Origin of the sequence: Mahella sp., from assembly GCF_020054945.1 — a bacterium.
Lineage (GTDB): Bacteria > Bacillota > Clostridia > Mahellales > Mahellaceae > Mahella.
In genome coordinates this window covers 24,406-40,785 of the sequence record NZ_JAIHAU010000005.1, presented here as the reverse complement: position 1 = coordinate 40,785, position 16,380 = coordinate 24,406, and the positions used below count along the sequence as shown (strand labels likewise).

Here is a 16,380-nt window from a genome sequence, read left to right as displayed (position 1 = left end):
ACTGAATTATGGAGGGCATCAATGTTTAACTTTAATGATAAAATTATGTTTAATGATAAAAAGTATGATGTGTTGACAGTCGGTGAAATGCTGGTCGATATGATTTCTACAGACTATAGTGATGATTTTGAGGTTGATACTTATAAAAAATATTTTGGAGGGTCTCCTGCAAATATTACTATAAATACTAGGATGCTGGGTATAAATCCAGTTATTGTATCATCGGTTGGCGATGACGGGCTTGGAAGGTTTTTGTTAAAAAAGCTACAAGAGCACAATATTGAAATTAAGTATATAAGACAGGTTGACTATTCAACAAGTATGGTTTTGGTCACAAAAAGTAAAAGCGATCCTATACCAATATTTTATAGAGATGCGGATTATCATATCGAATATTCAGATGAACTAAAATACTTAGTTGAGAATACAAAAATAGTTCATTTTTCCAGCTGGCCTCTATCTAGAAATCCATCAAGGAGAACGGTGGAGAAGGTTATCGAAGAATGCAGAAAAAATAATGTTTTAGTATGCTTTGATCCAAATTATCATCCTATGATCTGGGAAAGAGGCCACGACGGCAGAGAATATATAAAATCTTTAATAGCAAAGGTCGACATTATAAAGCCATCTGAGGTTGATGCCGAAAGGATTTTTGGCAAAGATACGCCAGAAAATCAACTTGAAAAATTTTTGAAGCTTGGCGCTAAGTTGGTGATTCTTACATTGGGTAAAGATGGAGCAATAGCTTCAAACGGGAAAGAAACGATTAGATTTGATACATTAGCAGATGAAGTCGTAGATACTACTGGTGCAGGTGATGCATTTTGGTCAGGTTTCTACAGTGGTTTGATAAAAGGGTATACTTTAAAAGAATCATTAGAGTTAGGCTTTGCAGTTAGTGCGTATAAACTGAGATATGTTGGAGCAATAGCTGATTTGCCGGACATTGATACAATAAAGTCCATCTATAATTTAAAAAGCTGAGGTGGTATTAAATGTTGATTAATAATAAAGTGCAACTAATAACTTATCCAGACTCTTTGGGAGGCAACCTAAAAGCTTTGAACAACGTATTGGAGAAATATTTTTCCGATACATTTGCTGGCGTTCATATTTTGCCTCCTTTCCCGTCATCTGGCGACAGAGGGTTTGCCCCTATAACATATAACGAGATAGATCCTAAATTTGGGACATGGTACGACATTAAGAAAATGGCTGAAAATTTTGATATTATTTTGGATGTAATGGTAAATCATATATCTAAGAATTCCAGCTATTTTCAGGATTTTATGAAAAAAGGGAGAGCGTCAGAATATGCTGATATGTTTATTACGCTAGACAAACTTTGGAAGGACGGCAAACCTGTCAAAAGCGATATAGAAAAAATATTTTTGCGAAGGCCTTTGCCATATTCAATATTCAAAATAGAAGAAACAGGTGAAGAAGAAAGGATTTGGACGACTTTTGGCAAGACAGATCCATCAGAACAGATTGATTTGGATATAAACTCAAATTTAACAAGAGAATTTTTATTAGGGATCTTAAAAACATTTAGCAATTTTGGCGTTAATATGGTGAGGCTTGATGCTGTAGGATATGTAATTAAAAAAATTGGTACCAGCTGTTTTTTTGTAGAACCGGAAATATATGAATTTTTAGATTGGATAAAAAGCCAAGCGGCCTCTTGTGGAATAGAATTGCTTTTAGAAGTACATTCGCAGTTCGAAATACAATATAAATTGGCGGAACGTGGATTTTGGATTTATGATTTTATTCTGCCTTTTACTGTTCTTTATACTTTAATGAACAGATCGAATGAAATGCTGTATGATTATCTGAAAAATCGCCCTATGAATCAATTTACGATGCTGGATTGCCATGATGGAATTCCTGTGAAACCCGATTTGGATGGGCTTATTGATACTAAGAAGGCCAGAGAAGTGGTTGATATATGCGTGCAAAGGGGTGCGAATCTAAGCCTCATATATGGAGACAACTATAAATCTGAAGATGGCTTTGATGTACATCAAATCAGATGCACATATTATTCGGCATTAAATTGTGATGATGATGCATATTTGGCAGCCAGAGCCATTCAACTCTTCACGCCAGGCATACCCCAGGTATACTACGTAGGGCTTTTAGCCGGGGCAAATGACTTTGAAGCAGCAAAAATTACAGGAGACGGGCGGGAGATAAATAGGCATAATTATAGTTTGAATGAAATAGAGGAATCAGTTCATAAAGATGTCGTTCAGAGATTATTGAAGCTGATAAGGTTTAGAAATGAATATGAGGCTTTCGATGGGAAATTTTTAATTAAAGATTGCCAAAAAGATGAAATTAGCCTTTCTTGGGTAAAAGATGATAAACGTTGTAGTTTATTTGTGGATTTAGGCTCATACAGATCGGTCATCAATTACGTAGATAAGAATGGGAAAGAGGTGGAATATGTGGTATAATAGGTTTATATAAAATAAAAGACAGCTTTATAAACAAAAGGTGGATGTAATGGCTACGATAAAAGATGTGGCAGAAGAAGCTGGTGTAACCGTTACGACGGTATCCAGAGTTTTAAATAATAGGGGATACATAAGCGAAAAGACGAGAAAAAAAGTGTATGAAGCAATGAAAAAGCTAAATTATCAGCCTAATGAATTAGCTCGTTCGCTTTATAGGAGAAAATCTTACTTAATAGGGCTTCTGATCCCCAGTATCTCGCATCCTTTTTTTGCAGAGCTTACAAGCTATATTGAGTATTACGCATATCAAAATAATTATAAAATATTGTTATGTAATTCTCTGAAGGATGTAGAGAAAGAGAAAAGCTATATAGACATGTTAAAAAGGCATCAAGTTGATGGCATAATAATAGGAAGTCACACTTTAGAAACCGAGCAGTATCTAAATGTAAACCTGCCTATAGTTGCTGTCGACAGGTACTTTTCTGAGAAAATACCGTATGTTGCGTCGGACAATTACAATGGAGGTGTATTAGCAACAAAGCTATTGATACAAAAAGGGTGCAGGGAAATTGCACATATCAGTGGCCCATTGATTTTAAATACGCCTGCAAATAATCGTTATAAAGCTTTTATGGACATCGTGAAAGAACATAGCATCGAAAATGTTGTAGTAGAAACGAAATTAAACGTATTTGATATCGATGAGTATAAAAAATTGATTATTAAGCTTTTTGAGGACCACCCTGATATTGATGGTGTATTTGCTAGCAGTGACTTGATCGCGGCTACGATTATAAATGCAGCTAAAGAAATAGGCAAAGAAGTTCCTAAGGATTTGAAAATTGTAGGTTATGACGATATTAACATTGCAAAGCTTATTGTCCCACCACTAACGACCATAAGGCAGCCGATAGAGGCGATGGCTCAAAAAATTATTGAGATAATTTTAGGCCAAATTGAGGGCAAAGAGGTAAGCAGAGAAAATATACTGCCTATTACGTTGATTGAAAGAGAATCTACATAAAATTGCTAGCTTAGTTTTTCTTTCCTGACTGTCAATCGCTCGGATGATTTTTTATAGGAATATATTAGAGGTGATGGTATAATATAAATAAAAACGAATATGAAGAGGGTCTTATGGCGTTAAATAATATCAAGTGTTTTATATTGGATATGGATGGAACATTTTATTTGGGAGACCGGTTACTGCCCGGCGCTATGGAATTTATAGCGTTTCTGAAAGCTACCGGCCGAGATTATCTCTTTTTAACCAACAATTCTTCCAGAAGCGCCGCCTTTTATGCGGATAAAATACGGCGAATGGGGCTCGACGATATCACCGACGATAAGGTATTCACGTCCGGACAGGCCACCGCCATATATCTGAACGCACAAAATAAAGGCAGACGCGTATTTCTCGTCGGCACGCCGTATCTACGGCAGGAATTGGAAGGATACGGCCTTACTATAGTCGATGATGAACCGGATTTCGTGGTAGTGGGCTTTGATACGACGCTGACATACGACAAGCTGTGGAAAGCCTGCGATTTTATAAGGGAGGGTGTAACATATATAGCCACGCATCCCGATCTCAATTGCCCTGTGGAGGGCGGCGTTATGCCGGACTGTGGCGCTATAATCGCTTTTATAGAGGCTTCGACGGGCAAGCGGCCGTTTATAGTGGGAAAACCGTACGGAGAGATAATAAGGTGTATATTCGAAAAAACGGGATTAGGGCCGCAGCAGCTTGCCATAGTGGGCGACAGGCTTTATACCGATATACAAACCGGCATTAACGGCGGCATAACCTCCATATTGGTATTGAGCGGAGAGACTACTGTTGATGATTTAGAGCATTCCAGCGTAAAACCCGATTACGTTGTGGATGGCATAGGCGACATAATAAAGCTGGTACGATGAGAAATCGCTATGCCGAAATTATACCTGCCCTGTTGTCGCCGGCGATATTGTAATCCCACAGCGTCAGCTGCTGCCCGTCTTTGGCAGCGGAGTCCAGCGAGGGATAATATTTGCCGTTTATAGTTACAAAAGGCAGCAAGTGCTTTAAAACAGCGCCAGTGGCCTTTAACTGCATGGGGTCTGTGATTTTGCCGGTGCGGCGCATGGCTTCTATGCGCTTTGCCGATATCGGTCCTATACCGGGTATGAGCAGCAGCGTTTGGTAATCGGCCTTGTTTATTTCTATGGGGTATAGCTGGGGATTGTGTAGGGCAAAGGCCGTTTTGGGGTCGACATCCTGCAGCAGGTGGCCGCTGTTATCGAATACGAGCTGGTCCGGAGTAAAACCATATTGTCGGAATAAAAAGTCTACCTGATATAGCCGCGTTTCGCGTATCAATGGCGTAGGAGCCTTATTCTCAAGAGGTGTGTCTATGACCGGCGTAAACGCGCTGAAATATGTGCGCGCCAGTGAGAAACGTTCTTTCAGATTCCACGTGGCATAGACGATGTCCCTATCGCTCTCATCGGTTGCTCCGACTATGAACTGAGTGGTTTGGCTTATGCGTATGCCCTTTTGCCTTAGCTTGTTTATATATTCCATACCGCCGGCCAAATCGGCATAACGTTTAGAGCGGCTGAGCATTTTAAGATGCTCGGCATCCGGCACCTCGAGGTTTATAGACAATCTGTTGGTCACTGTTGCCGCCGCCTCTATATGCGCGGTGGAGGCGCCGGGCAGTATTTTCATATGTATGTAGCCCTTGTAGTTATACCGTTGACGCAATATCTGTGCTGTTTTTATCAAATTATCCATGCTGGATGAGGAATTGGGCTGTATGCCTGAACTTAAAAACAGGCCTTGCACTTTGCGCTGGCGAAAAAGCTGTATAAAAAGGCGTGCCATGTCCTCGGGCGCGATGGTAGTCCGCGGGACATCGCGTTGTACGCGGTTTTGGCAATATGCGCAGTCACGCGTGCATTCGTTGGATAGCAGTACCTTGAATATAGAGCAAGTGCCGCCGGATGTCTTGACGCGGTAGATACCGTTGTTTATATAGTCGTCTTCCGAGACGCGGCCGCATCCGCACATATCATATCTTGCACCCATGCCCAATATACCGAGCTTTTCTATGGTATCCATTTATTCGTCCTCTTTCCAACTCAATCTTCGCCTATATTATACTGCTATTATCTTCAAAAGTCAAACATATGTTCGCATATTTATATCATATATCAGCATTTTTATGACGCAGTATCATATTGGACAGCACGAAGCCTGCCACTGCTATGGCTTGCACTATTATGCCTACCTTATATATTGCGTGTATCTCGTAGCGATCTATTATAACGCCGCCGAGATAACTGCCCAGTATGCCGCTTATGCCCATGTATGCCGCGGTGGCTATGGTCTGAGCGGTAGCCTTGAGGCCGTCGGGGGCTATCTCGTTTATATAATATACCGTGCCGGTCAGAAACAGGCCAAAGGATAAGCCTTGCAATACCTGATTCAATATAGCCAGCCATGGCGCATAGGTAAAAGCGTATATCACCAAACGCGCCATGAAAAATACGGATGATAGCAATATGATATGCAACGGCTTATAGCGTGTATTAAGGCGCTGCCCAAGAAATAATATCGGCGCTTCGCTGGCCGCCGATACAAACCATGCCGCCCCCAATTGAGCGCTGGTGCCACCGATGCTCGAAAATAGCTGGGGTAAAAATGTAAAGCTGGCTTTATGCGGCGTAAAAAGGAGCGAGCCGAATATCAGAAATAGCACAAAATTCGGATTGGTAAACAGTGATAGCGCGCTGGGGTGCGCTTTAGTGCTTGCGGTATCCTCAGACTTTATAACAACATCGGGATCGGGTAACGACAGCACCATTTTTATAATGAATATGGCGAAAAAGCTGTATGCTATGAACATAATGCCGGTACCGTATATTTCCATAAATAGACCTATAAGATAGGCTGTTATGGCATAGCCTACAGACCCCCACAGCCGTATGCTTCCATAGCTGGTATTGCTCATGCGGTGCATATTCTGCATGACCACACTGTCCAAAAGCGGTGGATTCGGGCTGTCGGTAAAGGCTATCAGAGCCATTATAAGGGTTATGGCCCATAATTGATTTATAGAAGGCAATATAAGTATTGCTATAGCGGTCAGCGAGGCGCATGCGGCCATGACCTTATTTATAGCCCCTGTACGATCGCTCACATAACCCCATATGGGCGGTGATATTATGGATATAACAGCGGTCAGCGACATAATAGCTCCTATAGAGCTGTTGCTGTAACCTCGCTGGCTCAAATACATCACTATGTAGGCATAATAGCAGGCGCTGGCCGACCAATAAGCGGCTTCCAAAGTGGATAATCGCTTAGGCAGCTGCATGTAATCTGATTTTTTCATATTTCTCCCTTTAAATTCCGTTACTACTCAGCTATTTTACACTATTTTTTATCTCTACTCAACGGTTTTTTGTCTATATGTATATATTTCTGGTATAATGTAATGGGTGATGATGTTTATGGCATATACAGCGATATACAGAAAATGGCGGCCTCAAACCTTCGACGATGTGTACGGCCAGCCGGCCATTGTCAGGACGTTGAGGCATCAGATAATGAACCATCGCATAGCTCACGCATACCTTTTTTGTGGCTCAAGGGGTACGGGTAAGACCAGCACAGCCAAGATAATGGCCAGGGCAGTCAATTGCCTGTCGCCTGTGGACGGTAATCCGTGCGGCCGCTGTGATGTATGTACAAAGCTTTCCGATGAGAGCAATATGGACATAATAGAGATAGATGCCGCTTCCAATAACGGCGTGGATGAGATACGTGACCTGAGGGAGAAGGTGAAGTATCCCCCCACCATAGGGAGCTATAAGATATATATAATAGACGAGGTGCATATGCTGTCTACGGGTGCTTTTAACGCGCTGCTCAAGACATTGGAAGAGCCGCCGCAGCATGTGATATTCATACTGGCTACCACCGAGCCCCATCGCCTGCCCGCCACCATACTGTCGCGCTGCCAGCGCTACGATTTCAGGCGCATAGGCGAGCAGGATATGGTCGAGCGCATGCGCGTTATACTGGCCGCTATGGAGATGCACGCCGAGGATGAAGCGCTGCGGCTCATAGCGCGCTCGGCACAGGGGGCTATGAGGGACGCCCTGAGCATGCTGGATCAGGCCTTATCCTTTTGCGATGGCAATATAGGTTATGCCGACGTATTGGATATGCTGGGCGCCAGTGGCACCGACTTTATAGCCGGTCTGATCGATGCCGTTATAGCAGGAGATGACGGAGGCGCTTTGTCGTCGATAGACCAGGCGGTGGAGCAGGGCAGGGACCTAACCGCCCTTGTACGCGAGATAGCTTGGTATGTGCGCGATCTCATGATAGTCAAGTCCTGCCGCCAGCCTGAGACAATGATATGGGCCTCGCAGCATCAAATGGATATCTACAAAGCCCAAGCCGACAAGATCGACGAGCAAAAGCTTGTGGCATATATGGATATACTCTCGGTTACCGATAATCAATTGCGTTTTGCCGCTCAGCCGCGCATAACCGTGGAGATGATGGTTATAAAGCTGTGCCATTTGAGGGAGGCGAGCTCTATGGATGCCATAGTAGCGCGCATGGATATGCTGGAAGGCAAGCTGGACAGATTGATGAACAGCGGCGGCACGGCAGGGGCCGAAAGACAAAGTGCTCAAACCGAGCCGGCGCAGCAGGCCAAACCGATCCCCAAAAAGCCCAAAGCTGCCGACAAACCGCCTGCTCAGCCTGCTTCAGTGCAGAATGAGACAAAAGCCGGTGGATTAAACGAGGTCATGCGCGCATGGTCTGCCATATTGCAGGCTGTAAAAAAGGAAAAGATGACCGTATACACCTTTCTGTGCAACGCCACACCGACGGCTCTGGAAGGCGAACAGTTGACGCTTGCATTTCCTGAGGGTAAAAGCATCTTCGCTGCCGCTATCGAAAAGGATGAGAACCGGCAGTTGGTGGAGAAGGCCATATCGGCTATAACCGGCAAAGAACTAAGGGTAAAATGTATTACCGGTCAATCTGCGGCGCATGAGTCGGCAAAGGATGTCGACATAGTGGAAAAAGCCAAAGAACTTTTTGGAGAGGATAAAGTGGAGGTAATAGATGATTAAACTCAGTGTACTTGGTGGCAGCAGCTACTATACGTCGCTGCTCTTTGAGGCGTTAGTGCAACATAAGGAGGATATAAGGGTTACAGAGCTGGCGCTGCACGGGAGGAACGAGTCAAAACTCGCAGATCTGGCGCGTTTTGGAGCTAATATGTTCCATAAAGCGGGTATCGATACCGCGGTTACATTTACCACCGATCGCAAGAGGGCTATAGAAGGCAGCCAGCTTATATTATGTCAGATCCGCGTCGGCGGCATGCAAGCCAGAGCCATAGACGAGTCTATACCGCGCCGCTATGGGATTACCGGCGATGAAACAGTAGGCCCGGGCGGGTTTAGCTGTGCGCTTCGCACCGTGCCGGTTATGGCCGACATAGCAGCCGATATACGCCGATGGGCGCCCGAAGCGCTGGTGGTGGATCTGACCAATCCCGCCAGCATAGTGGTGGAGGCAATTTTAAATCGCGAGAATATAAATATAATAGGGATATGCGATCTACCGCTTGTCGTCCTCGAGCGCGTGGCCGGCGTTTTGAATCTCGACTATGACGGACTGAGCGGACGATATTTTGGTTTGAATCATCTCGGCTTTTATAGTAATATATATTATAATGGAGATGATATTACCGCCGCTGTATTGGAGCATACAGAACAGCTCGGACTGGGAATAGACGCTGACCTTGTGCGCGGCATGGGGCTGGTGCCGGTGCCGTTTCTGCGGCATTTTTATCATCATAGCAAGGTGGTGGAGGAACAAAGACAACAGCCTGTGCGCGGTCAGGTGTTGTATGAGAACGAGCAACAGTTGAGCAGATTGTTCGCACAGCCTGAACTCGACGAGATACCACAGCTTATAAGGCAAAGGAACGCTATATGGTACAGCCACGCCGTGGTGCCGTTTATGGCCGCCTATGTTTCGGGCCAAAAACGCCGCTTTATAGTCAATATACGCAATCGCGGACGTATAGCGGGTCTGGATGACAATGCGGTAGTAGAGGTGGCGGAGGATATAGATGCGCTTAAGATGTGGCGCACCGATGCCATAAAGATGCCGCTTTATGTAAGAGGCCTGGTACAGGCGGTTAAGGCTTTTGAATCCATGACGGTGCAGGCCATATACGAAGGCTCATACGACAAGGCGGTGCTGGCGCTCATGTCCCATCCGCTGGTAGGCCAATACGATGTGGCTAAGGCCATGGTGGACGATATACTGCGCAGCTATCCCGAAGTGGATTATTTAAAATAGAAAGGGGACCGGAACATGCCAAAAGGAGGATTTGGTAAAAAGGAACTCGTCGATATAAAGATCGACCCTCAGGTTGTGGACTCGGACGATGTGGAGATGCTGCAGGATCTGATACTGGCTGCGTGCAACGAGGCGTTGCATAAGGCCGAGGATATGATGGCTGAGGAAATGCAAAAACTCACAGGAGGATTAAATATACCCGGTCTATTTTAACCGGGGCGAAATATGAATTATTATGCTGAACCGATTTCGCGTCTGATAAACGAACTCTCGAAACTGCCCGGCATAGGGCCTAAGACGGCGCAGAGGTTAGCTTTTTATATGCTGCATATGCCCAAGGATGCCGTACACACCCTGGCCCAGTCGATAAACGATGCGCGGGATAAGATAATATACTGCTCGATATGCGGTAACTTGACCGACGTGGACCCGTGCGCGATATGCAGCAGCCCTGCACGCGATAGCAGCACGATATGCGTCGTGGAGAATCCTACCGATGTGGTGGCTATGGAGAAAACGCGAGGGTATAACGGGCTTTACCATGTATTGCACGGTGCAATATCCCCGATAGATGGCGTGGGCCCCGACGACATACGCATAAAGGAGCTGCTGACCCGTTTGCGCGACAGCCAGGTAAAAGAGGTTATACTGGCCACAAATCCCAGTGTGGAAGGGGAGGCCACGGCCCTTTATATATCGCGCCTGCTCAAACCCATGGGCTTTAAGGTGACGCGCATAGCCAACGGTATACCGGTGGGCGGCGACCTGGAGTATGCCGATGAGGTGACCATAGCCAGGGCATTGGAAGGACGCCGCGAGATGTGATGATGTATAATCCTCTCAATGAATGGAAATAATTAAAATGTCTATTTCATTCTATTGGGAGGATTAACCTAAAATGAAAAAGTTGGCTTTTCTGAGTTTCTTAGGCGATATACCCGAGGATAACAGCGCGTATGACCAAGAAACCGTTGAATTTATGAATACATTGCAGCAGGCCAGAGAGGAATGGCTGGCTGCGCAAAATTTCTTTAACAGCGTCAATGACCCGGACCTTGTGGACTATGCGATATACGGTGTGGAGGCTGCCCGGCGCAAGTATATGTACCTTATAAAGCAGGCAAAAGTACTGGGCATAAAAATCGATGCCGACGGCCTGGAAGGTTGAGTTCTGCATACAGGCTGTCCGACATATACATAGAATATCGATCGTGGCATACTCCCACGAATAAATTCGTTGGATCCCGGATCAACTTTTACGCAGCAAACCAAGACTTGCTGCAACTGCCTATCGATTATCAAAGTGCTGTGACTATAATAGCACATTTGAATGAAAGAAGGCCGATCGTAAGGAGGCTCTTGTTGTGTGGTGGTTTAATTTATTGGCCATAGATATACCATTCAGTACTATACTGGCTTTTGCAGGAGGGCTGGTGCTGCTTTATTTGGTGGGCTGGCTGTTGCTGGTGCCGCTCAAGATAGTATGGCGTCTCATATACAATGGCATAATAGGCGGTGTTGTATTGTGGCTGCTTAATCTGATAGGCGGCTATTTCGGTTTTACACTGGCCATCAATCCCTTGACTGCCCTCATAGTTGGCTTTTTAGGCGTACCCGGCGTTATACTTTTGGTGATATTGAAGTTTATATTGCCTTGAGACTAATCGTTACCGAGCTAACCAATTTCCGAACCGCAAATTGCCGAAAAAGCTGTGGATTTTATTCCGCTTATGTTGTATAATGTTTGCAATGATTGCTTTTTAAGCACATAGGGGGTATAAAACATTATGGAAGAATTAAGACGGCAGTTTGGCAATCCTGGAGAGGACTATAGGAGCGCACCGTTCTGGGCATGGAATGACAGGCTAAGCCCTGAGGAAGTGGCCTGGCAGATCAGGAACATGAAACAGGCCGGCATGGGCGGCTTTTTCATGCACTCGCGCGAGGGGCTGGAGACGCCTTTTATGGGTGAGGAGTGGATGGAATGCGTGAAGGCGGCGGTAGATACGGCCAAAGAGGTGGGCATGAATGCTTGGCTGTACGACGAGGACCGTTGGCCGTCGGGCTTTGGCGGCAGCATGGTGGCAGCTGAGATAGGCGATGAAGGAAGGGCCAAGTTGCTCACGATGGTAGAATTGGAGCCCGGCCAAAAAGTCGAGGGTGTTTTATCAGCTTTCTATATACAAATGGATGATAAAAAGATAGCATCGCTGGCTCAATTGAATTCGGGCGATACTGTAGCGCCCGACAGACGCGCTGTAGGCTTCAGGCGTGAGATATGCGCCAAGAGCGATTGGTTCAACGGCGATGCCTATGCTGATAATCTGAATCCTAAAAGCGTGCGCACTTTTATAGAGTCGGTTTATCAACCGTATTATGAACGATTCGGTCAGGAATTCGGCAAAACGATACCCGGCATATTTACCGATGAGCCTAACATTTTTTCCGGTCACAATCCTGGCATGAGAGGCATACCGTGGACCGATGCATTCCCGCGATATTTTGAGCAGAAACGCGGCTATGATATATTACAATTCTTACCGTACATATTCTTTGACGGTGATAAATCCACAGAAGTCAGACACGATTATTGGCGTACAGTATCGGAATTGTTCGTAGAGGCATACTCCAAGCAAATTGGCCAATGGTGCGATGAACATGGTTTGAGGTTCACCGGCCATTACCTTTATGAAAACGACTTTGCGCAATGCATAAGGAGCGGCGGCAGCGTCATGCCGCATTATCAATATGAACACCAGCCCGGCATAGATATATTGACCGAGTCCATAAGCGAAACGCTGACAGTGAAACAATGCAGCAGCATGGCCAATCAATTCGGCCGCAGCCGCGTGGTGTCAGAGCTTTACGGCTGCACCGGCTGGGACTTTACTTTTGAAGGCCAGAAATGGGTAGGCGACTGGCAGTATGCGCTGGGCGTCAATATGCGATGTCAGCATCTGGCGCTTTATTCGCTGCGCGGCTGCCGCAAACGCGACTATCCTGGGTCATACAATTACAATAATACATGGTGGAAATATAACAAGGTAACCGAGGACTATTTTGCGCGCTTGTCGCTTATGCTCTCATCGGGTCAAGTCAAGCGCGACATATTGGTGGTGCACCCCATAGAAAGCGCATGGTGCTGCTTCACTGGGGAGAATGACAGCGAAGTGGATGAGATGGGGCGTTCTTTCCAAAAGCTATGCGATGGCATTTTGGCTATGCACCGCGATTTTGATCTTGGAGATGAATCCGTTATAGAGGATTATGGGCGCGTAGACGACGCTTCCTTTATAGTAAATAAAGCGGCATACAAGGCTGTTATTCTGCCGCCCATGATTACCATAAGGCGCAGTACAGCGGATTTATTGAAGGCTTTTATGGATAAGGGCGGCAAGGTGGTAGCTGTAAAGCCATGTCCCACCATGGTGGATGCCCGCCCCGACCAAGGGCTGGCCGAGGTATTTGCACATGAGAATATAATAGTCGTCGATGATGAACCGTGCCGGATAGAAAGAGCATTGGACGGCATATTACCGCGCACTATAAGTATAGACGATAAAGCCGGACAACAAGACGAGGCCTTCATATATATGGAGCGCTGTGCGGATAACGATCACATATTCTTTATAGTAAATACCGACCGCAATAATACCCATAAAGTGCGCATCTGGCTAAAGGGCATAGGGCATATAGAACAATGGGAGGCATTGACCGGTGATATCAGACCGGTAGCCGCCGATGTCAAAGATGGCTATATGGTGTTTGACGCCGAATTCGGTCCGGCGGCATCCATGCTGTATGTGGTGGATGAGAGCCGTCAACCGGCCGATATAGCATACGAGCCGGTTAAAGAGATAGATGCGAGGTATATAGGGCCGGTATGCGACTTTGCCCGTACCGATCCGAATGCGCTTACATTGGATCATTGCCAGTACCGCTTTGACGGCGAGGACTGGTCGCCGTTTATGCAGGTATGGCAGGCCCAGGAGGCCATACGCAAGCGTTTGGGCATGCGTTCTGTAGCCGTCAACGGTCTGGAACAGCGCTGGCGTTGGATTTATACGCCGCATCCGAATGATGGGGCTCATGTGCAGCTGCGCTTTGCATTTGATGTAAATGAGCGGCCGATAGGGCATGTGTATTTCCTGGTGGAAAATGCTGAGGACTTCGACATCACATTTGACGATATGCTCATATCTAATGAGCCGCACGGCTGGTATCTGGATAAAAGTTTCGATAAAATCGAGCTTCCGTTGCTGCTGCCAGGCCGTCATGAAATAGAATTAAGCTGCCGGTACGAGAACCGCATGGAGCTTGAGGATTGCTATATCATAAGTAATTTCGGTGTGGATCCGTTGACCAAAGCCATTATAGCCGAACCCGACAGGCTGCATTTTGGCGACTGGTGCTCGCAGGGTTACCCGAATTACCCGGGCGGCATGGTGTATAAGGAAAGCATAGAGTTGCACATAAAAGACGGGCAACGGGTATATATCGATTTGGGCGAATACAGAGCTACCACGGCGGCTGTATGGGTAAACGGCAATATCGCGGCACATATACCGTGGCGTGCCGCGAATAGCGCCGATATAACTGAATTCCTTCACGACGGCGTAAACGAGATAGGCATAGAGATGATGGGCAGTCCGAGGAATATGATGGGCCCATTGCATCAGAAGAGCGGCAAACGCCCATGGACCGATTCGCGGTCATTCCGTACCATAGGCCATGAATTTACATCCGACGAGGTGTTGGTACCCGAAGGATGCTTTGGGCAGATTAAACTCTCTATAGTACAGTGAGGATATTAAAGGCGTTCCTATTCAAGGAACGCCTCTTTTGTTACTTCAGCCGCCAAATTCTCCAAGCAGCCTATGTCATCAGCCAGTCGCAGTACCGTATAACGCGTGCGTATATACATGGCATTGAGCAGCGTTTGATGCAGTAAGCCGGCATCGACATTTATATGCCCGGCGCTATATGCTGCGCCGGCATCGGCCAAAAGGCGTTTTATTTCTTGCGGATCCGGTACGGATGATCGTAAGGCGTCCCTTATAGCAGTCCACCTCTCGGCTATATAATGCGCACGCTGCTTTTGCTCATCCTCTGACAGCCATACGCTTGAGCTCTCGGCTATGACCTCATCAGCCAATTGGCCGAATGCGTCGGCTACGCGTTGGCGCCGCACGCTTGGGCTTACCGGCGTGTATGCATCGGCCATGGCTTTTATCTGTGTCTCGTCCATGTCCGTCAGTTTTTTGTAGACCGAGGCTATCACAGGGGTGGCTATGCCTACCTTTGCGCCGTGGTATGCCTGCCGGAAACCTTTTTGAGCAAACAGCATCTCCCAGTAGTGCGCCATATGATGTTCGCTGCCCGAAGCCGGCCGCGAATTGCCCACCAGCATCATGGCTATGCCCGATAGTATGAGGCCTTCCATCAGAGCCTTTATGGCGTCGGGCTTGCGTTGGCGTATGCCGGCTGGATCGGATAAGCACTTTTGCACCGCGGAGCTCATCATATCAAAGGATGTCTGGCACAGGTACTCATCGTCTAGCACATGCCCGAGTTTCCAGTCCGAAAGAGCGGTCAGCTTGCCGACCATATCGCCGAAGCCTGCCGCTATCATAGGAGAAGGTGCGTTGCACAGCACATCCGTATCGGCTATTATGGCTGTCGGATATGTGCCGGGTACCGTGCGCTTGAAACCGTCCATGAGCAGCGGCACCACAGTGGAAGCATAGCCGTCTACCGACGGCGCAGTCGGTATGCTTATATACGGTATGCCGGTGCGCGAGCTCACAAAGCGTACCAGGTCGTTTATAGTGCCGGAACCTACGGCCAATAAGAAAGCCGTATCCGGCTTCAATGCCACCATTATGCGTACTATGGAGCGCTCATCTGTGGCTATGGCATCGGCCGGCTCCCACGGAGAGGAGATGCCGGCCTGCGCTGCCGATGTTTCATCAGCATCGTACCCGATACTCGGCCGCTTTAACATGCATATATCTGCATTAAAACCATGATTTATTAACGCCTCATATACCCTTGCCCCTGCGACTTTATATGTATTATCATCAGCTACCAAAAGCGCATTGCCGCTTGCAAACAGCTTGCGGCATACATCGGGTAAGTGATTTATAGCGCCGCTTTCCACTTCCATATGCTTTATAAGGACCTCGTGCCTGTGCCCGCAGTCGCATTCTATGCTCCTGCCGGCCAGATCTGATATATTGTACATTTTATAACACCTCGTTCATTCTGTTTTTAATATTATATCACGATATCAGAAACAGGGTATAATCCGCAAATCTTACCGAACGACAAGGCTAGTACACTGTCTGACTTTGAACGAAAAATAGGTACAGCGCAAATAGCTCCATAAAACACGAATGAAGAGAGAAAACTGAAAGTGAGCAATATCAACACTTAGCGGGGGCAAAAAAAGTTTTTGGGATGAAAAATAAAGCTGGACTTCCCAAAAGGGTTGTGTTACTATAGACTTGGAAGGGTAGGTGAGAGCCAAGT

At 46.4% G+C, this 16,380-nt stretch carries 13 protein-coding genes and 1 pseudogene; 11 read left to right on the top strand and 3 right to left on the bottom strand.

All coding sequences use genetic code 11. The features are described from left to right. Nucleotides 1-21 precede the first annotated feature (21 nt). The 4 genes from JG770_RS02125 (at nucleotide 22) to JG770_RS02110 (ending at nucleotide 4,385) form a co-directional block, all read left to right on the top strand. Complete coding sequence (locus JG770_RS02125; protein ID WP_291954576.1) at nucleotides 22-984, top strand: sugar kinase; 963 nt, start codon at nucleotides 22-24, stop codon at nucleotides 982-984. Nucleotides 985-995: 11 nt separating this feature from the next. Next, entirely contained in the window at nucleotides 996-2,462 is a 1,467-nt protein-coding gene (gene gtfA, locus JG770_RS02120) for a sucrose phosphorylase (RefSeq protein WP_291954574.1), read from the top strand. A gap of 49 nt (nucleotides 2,463-2,511) precedes the next feature. Then, entirely contained in the window at nucleotides 2,512-3,489 is a 978-nt protein-coding gene (locus tag JG770_RS02115) for a LacI family DNA-binding transcriptional regulator (protein ID WP_291954572.1), read from the top strand. A 113-nt stretch (nucleotides 3,490-3,602) separates the two neighbouring features. Then, nucleotides 3,603-4,385, top strand: a complete 783-nt coding sequence (locus tag JG770_RS02110) for an HAD-IIA family hydrolase (protein ID WP_291954570.1) — start codon at nucleotides 3,603-3,605, stop codon at nucleotides 4,383-4,385. A gap of 7 nt (nucleotides 4,386-4,392) precedes the next feature. On the opposite strand, the gene JG770_RS02105 is transcribed toward JG770_RS02110, so the two are convergent. Both JG770_RS02105 and JG770_RS02100 read right to left on the bottom strand, forming a co-directional pair. Next, entirely contained in the window at nucleotides 4,393-5,568 is a 1,176-nt protein-coding gene (locus tag JG770_RS02105; protein WP_291954568.1) for a radical SAM protein, read from the bottom strand. An 85-nt stretch (nucleotides 5,569-5,653) separates the two neighbouring features. Beyond that, nucleotides 5,654-6,844 carry an MFS transporter gene (locus tag JG770_RS02100; protein WP_291954566.1) on the bottom strand — a complete coding sequence of 397 codons (1,191 nt, stop codon included), beginning with the start codon at nucleotides 6,842-6,844 and terminating at the stop codon, nucleotides 5,654-5,656. Between the two features lie 118 nt (nucleotides 6,845-6,962). On the opposite strand from JG770_RS02100, the gene dnaX reads away from it, so the two are divergent. The 7 genes and pseudogenes from dnaX to JG770_RS02065 all read left to right on the top strand — a co-directional run bounded on the left by dnaX (nucleotide 6,963) and on the right by JG770_RS02065 (nucleotide 14,654). Further along, the gene (dnaX, locus tag JG770_RS02095) at nucleotides 6,963-8,606 is read left to right on the top strand and encodes a DNA polymerase III subunit gamma/tau (protein WP_291954565.1); all 1,644 of its coding nucleotides are present in this window, start codon (nucleotides 6,963-6,965) and stop codon (nucleotides 8,604-8,606) included. Beyond that, the gene (locus JG770_RS02090; RefSeq protein ID WP_291954564.1) at nucleotides 8,599-9,849 is read left to right on the top strand and encodes a hypothetical protein; all 1,251 of its coding nucleotides are present in this window, start codon (nucleotides 8,599-8,601) and stop codon (nucleotides 9,847-9,849) included. Before dnaX ends, JG770_RS02090 begins: the two co-directional genes overlap by 8 nt. A gap of 33 nt (nucleotides 9,850-9,882) precedes the next feature. Further along, nucleotides 9,883-10,062, top strand: a pseudogene (locus JG770_RS02085) (YbaB/EbfC family nucleoid-associated protein); the annotation flags it as partial. Nucleotides 10,063-10,074: 12 nt separating this feature from the next. Further along, complete coding sequence (gene recR / locus JG770_RS02080; protein ID WP_291954559.1) at nucleotides 10,075-10,674, top strand: recombination mediator RecR; 600 nt, start codon at nucleotides 10,075-10,077, stop codon at nucleotides 10,672-10,674. A gap of 73 nt (nucleotides 10,675-10,747) precedes the next feature. Further along, nucleotides 10,748-11,017: a YaaL family protein gene (locus JG770_RS02075; protein ID WP_291954556.1), complete on the top strand. Its 270-nt coding sequence runs from the start codon at nucleotides 10,748-10,750 to the stop codon at nucleotides 11,015-11,017. Nucleotides 11,018-11,213: 196 nt separating this feature from the next. Further along, complete coding sequence (locus JG770_RS02070; protein WP_291954554.1) at nucleotides 11,214-11,507, top strand: pro-sigmaK processing inhibitor BofA family protein; 294 nt, start codon at nucleotides 11,214-11,216, stop codon at nucleotides 11,505-11,507. 129 nt (nucleotides 11,508-11,636) lie between these two features. Next, on the top strand, nucleotides 11,637-14,654 hold the full coding sequence (locus tag JG770_RS02065) for a glycosyl hydrolase (protein ID WP_291954552.1): 3,018 nt from the start codon (nucleotides 11,637-11,639) through the stop codon (nucleotides 14,652-14,654). Nucleotides 14,655-14,671: 17 nt separating this feature from the next. Here the strand turns inward: JG770_RS02065 and JG770_RS02060 are convergent, their stop codons facing one another. Continuing rightward, entirely contained in the window at nucleotides 14,672-16,093 is a 1,422-nt protein-coding gene (locus tag JG770_RS02060) for a sn-glycerol-1-phosphate dehydrogenase (protein ID WP_291954551.1), read from the bottom strand. Nucleotides 16,094-16,380: the final 287 nt, after the last annotated feature.

What these genes read in the sequence shown, in the direction of transcription:
- JG770_RS02100 (WP_291954566.1), bottom strand. Translation starts at nt 6,844, where the DNA reads ATGAAAAAATCAGATTACATGCAGCTGCCTAAGCGATTATCCACTTTG.
- JG770_RS02110 (WP_291954570.1), top strand. Translation starts at nt 3,603, where the DNA reads ATGGCGTTAAATAATATCAAGTGTTTTATATTGGATATGGATGGAACA.
- JG770_RS02125 (WP_291954576.1), top strand. Translation starts at nt 22, where the DNA reads ATGTTTAACTTTAATGATAAAATTATGTTTAATGATAAAAAGTATGAT.
- dnaX (WP_291954565.1), top strand. Translation starts at nt 6,963, where the DNA reads ATGGCATATACAGCGATATACAGAAAATGGCGGCCTCAAACCTTCGAC.
- JG770_RS02090 (WP_291954564.1), top strand. Translation starts at nt 8,599, where the DNA reads ATGATTAAACTCAGTGTACTTGGTGGCAGCAGCTACTATACGTCGCTG.
- JG770_RS02115 (WP_291954572.1), top strand. Translation starts at nt 2,512, where the DNA reads ATGGCTACGATAAAAGATGTGGCAGAAGAAGCTGGTGTAACCGTTACG.
- gtfA (WP_291954574.1), top strand. Translation starts at nt 996, where the DNA reads ATGTTGATTAATAATAAAGTGCAACTAATAACTTATCCAGACTCTTTG.
- JG770_RS02105 (WP_291954568.1), bottom strand. Translation starts at nt 5,568, where the DNA reads ATGGATACCATAGAAAAGCTCGGTATATTGGGCATGGGTGCAAGATAT.
- recR (WP_291954559.1), top strand. Translation starts at nt 10,075, where the DNA reads ATGAATTATTATGCTGAACCGATTTCGCGTCTGATAAACGAACTCTCG.
- JG770_RS02075 (WP_291954556.1), top strand. Translation starts at nt 10,748, where the DNA reads ATGAAAAAGTTGGCTTTTCTGAGTTTCTTAGGCGATATACCCGAGGAT.
- JG770_RS02060 (WP_291954551.1), bottom strand. Translation starts at nt 16,093, where the DNA reads ATGTACAATATATCAGATCTGGCCGGCAGGAGCATAGAATGCGACTGC.
- JG770_RS02065 (WP_291954552.1), top strand. Translation starts at nt 11,637, where the DNA reads ATGGAAGAATTAAGACGGCAGTTTGGCAATCCTGGAGAGGACTATAGG.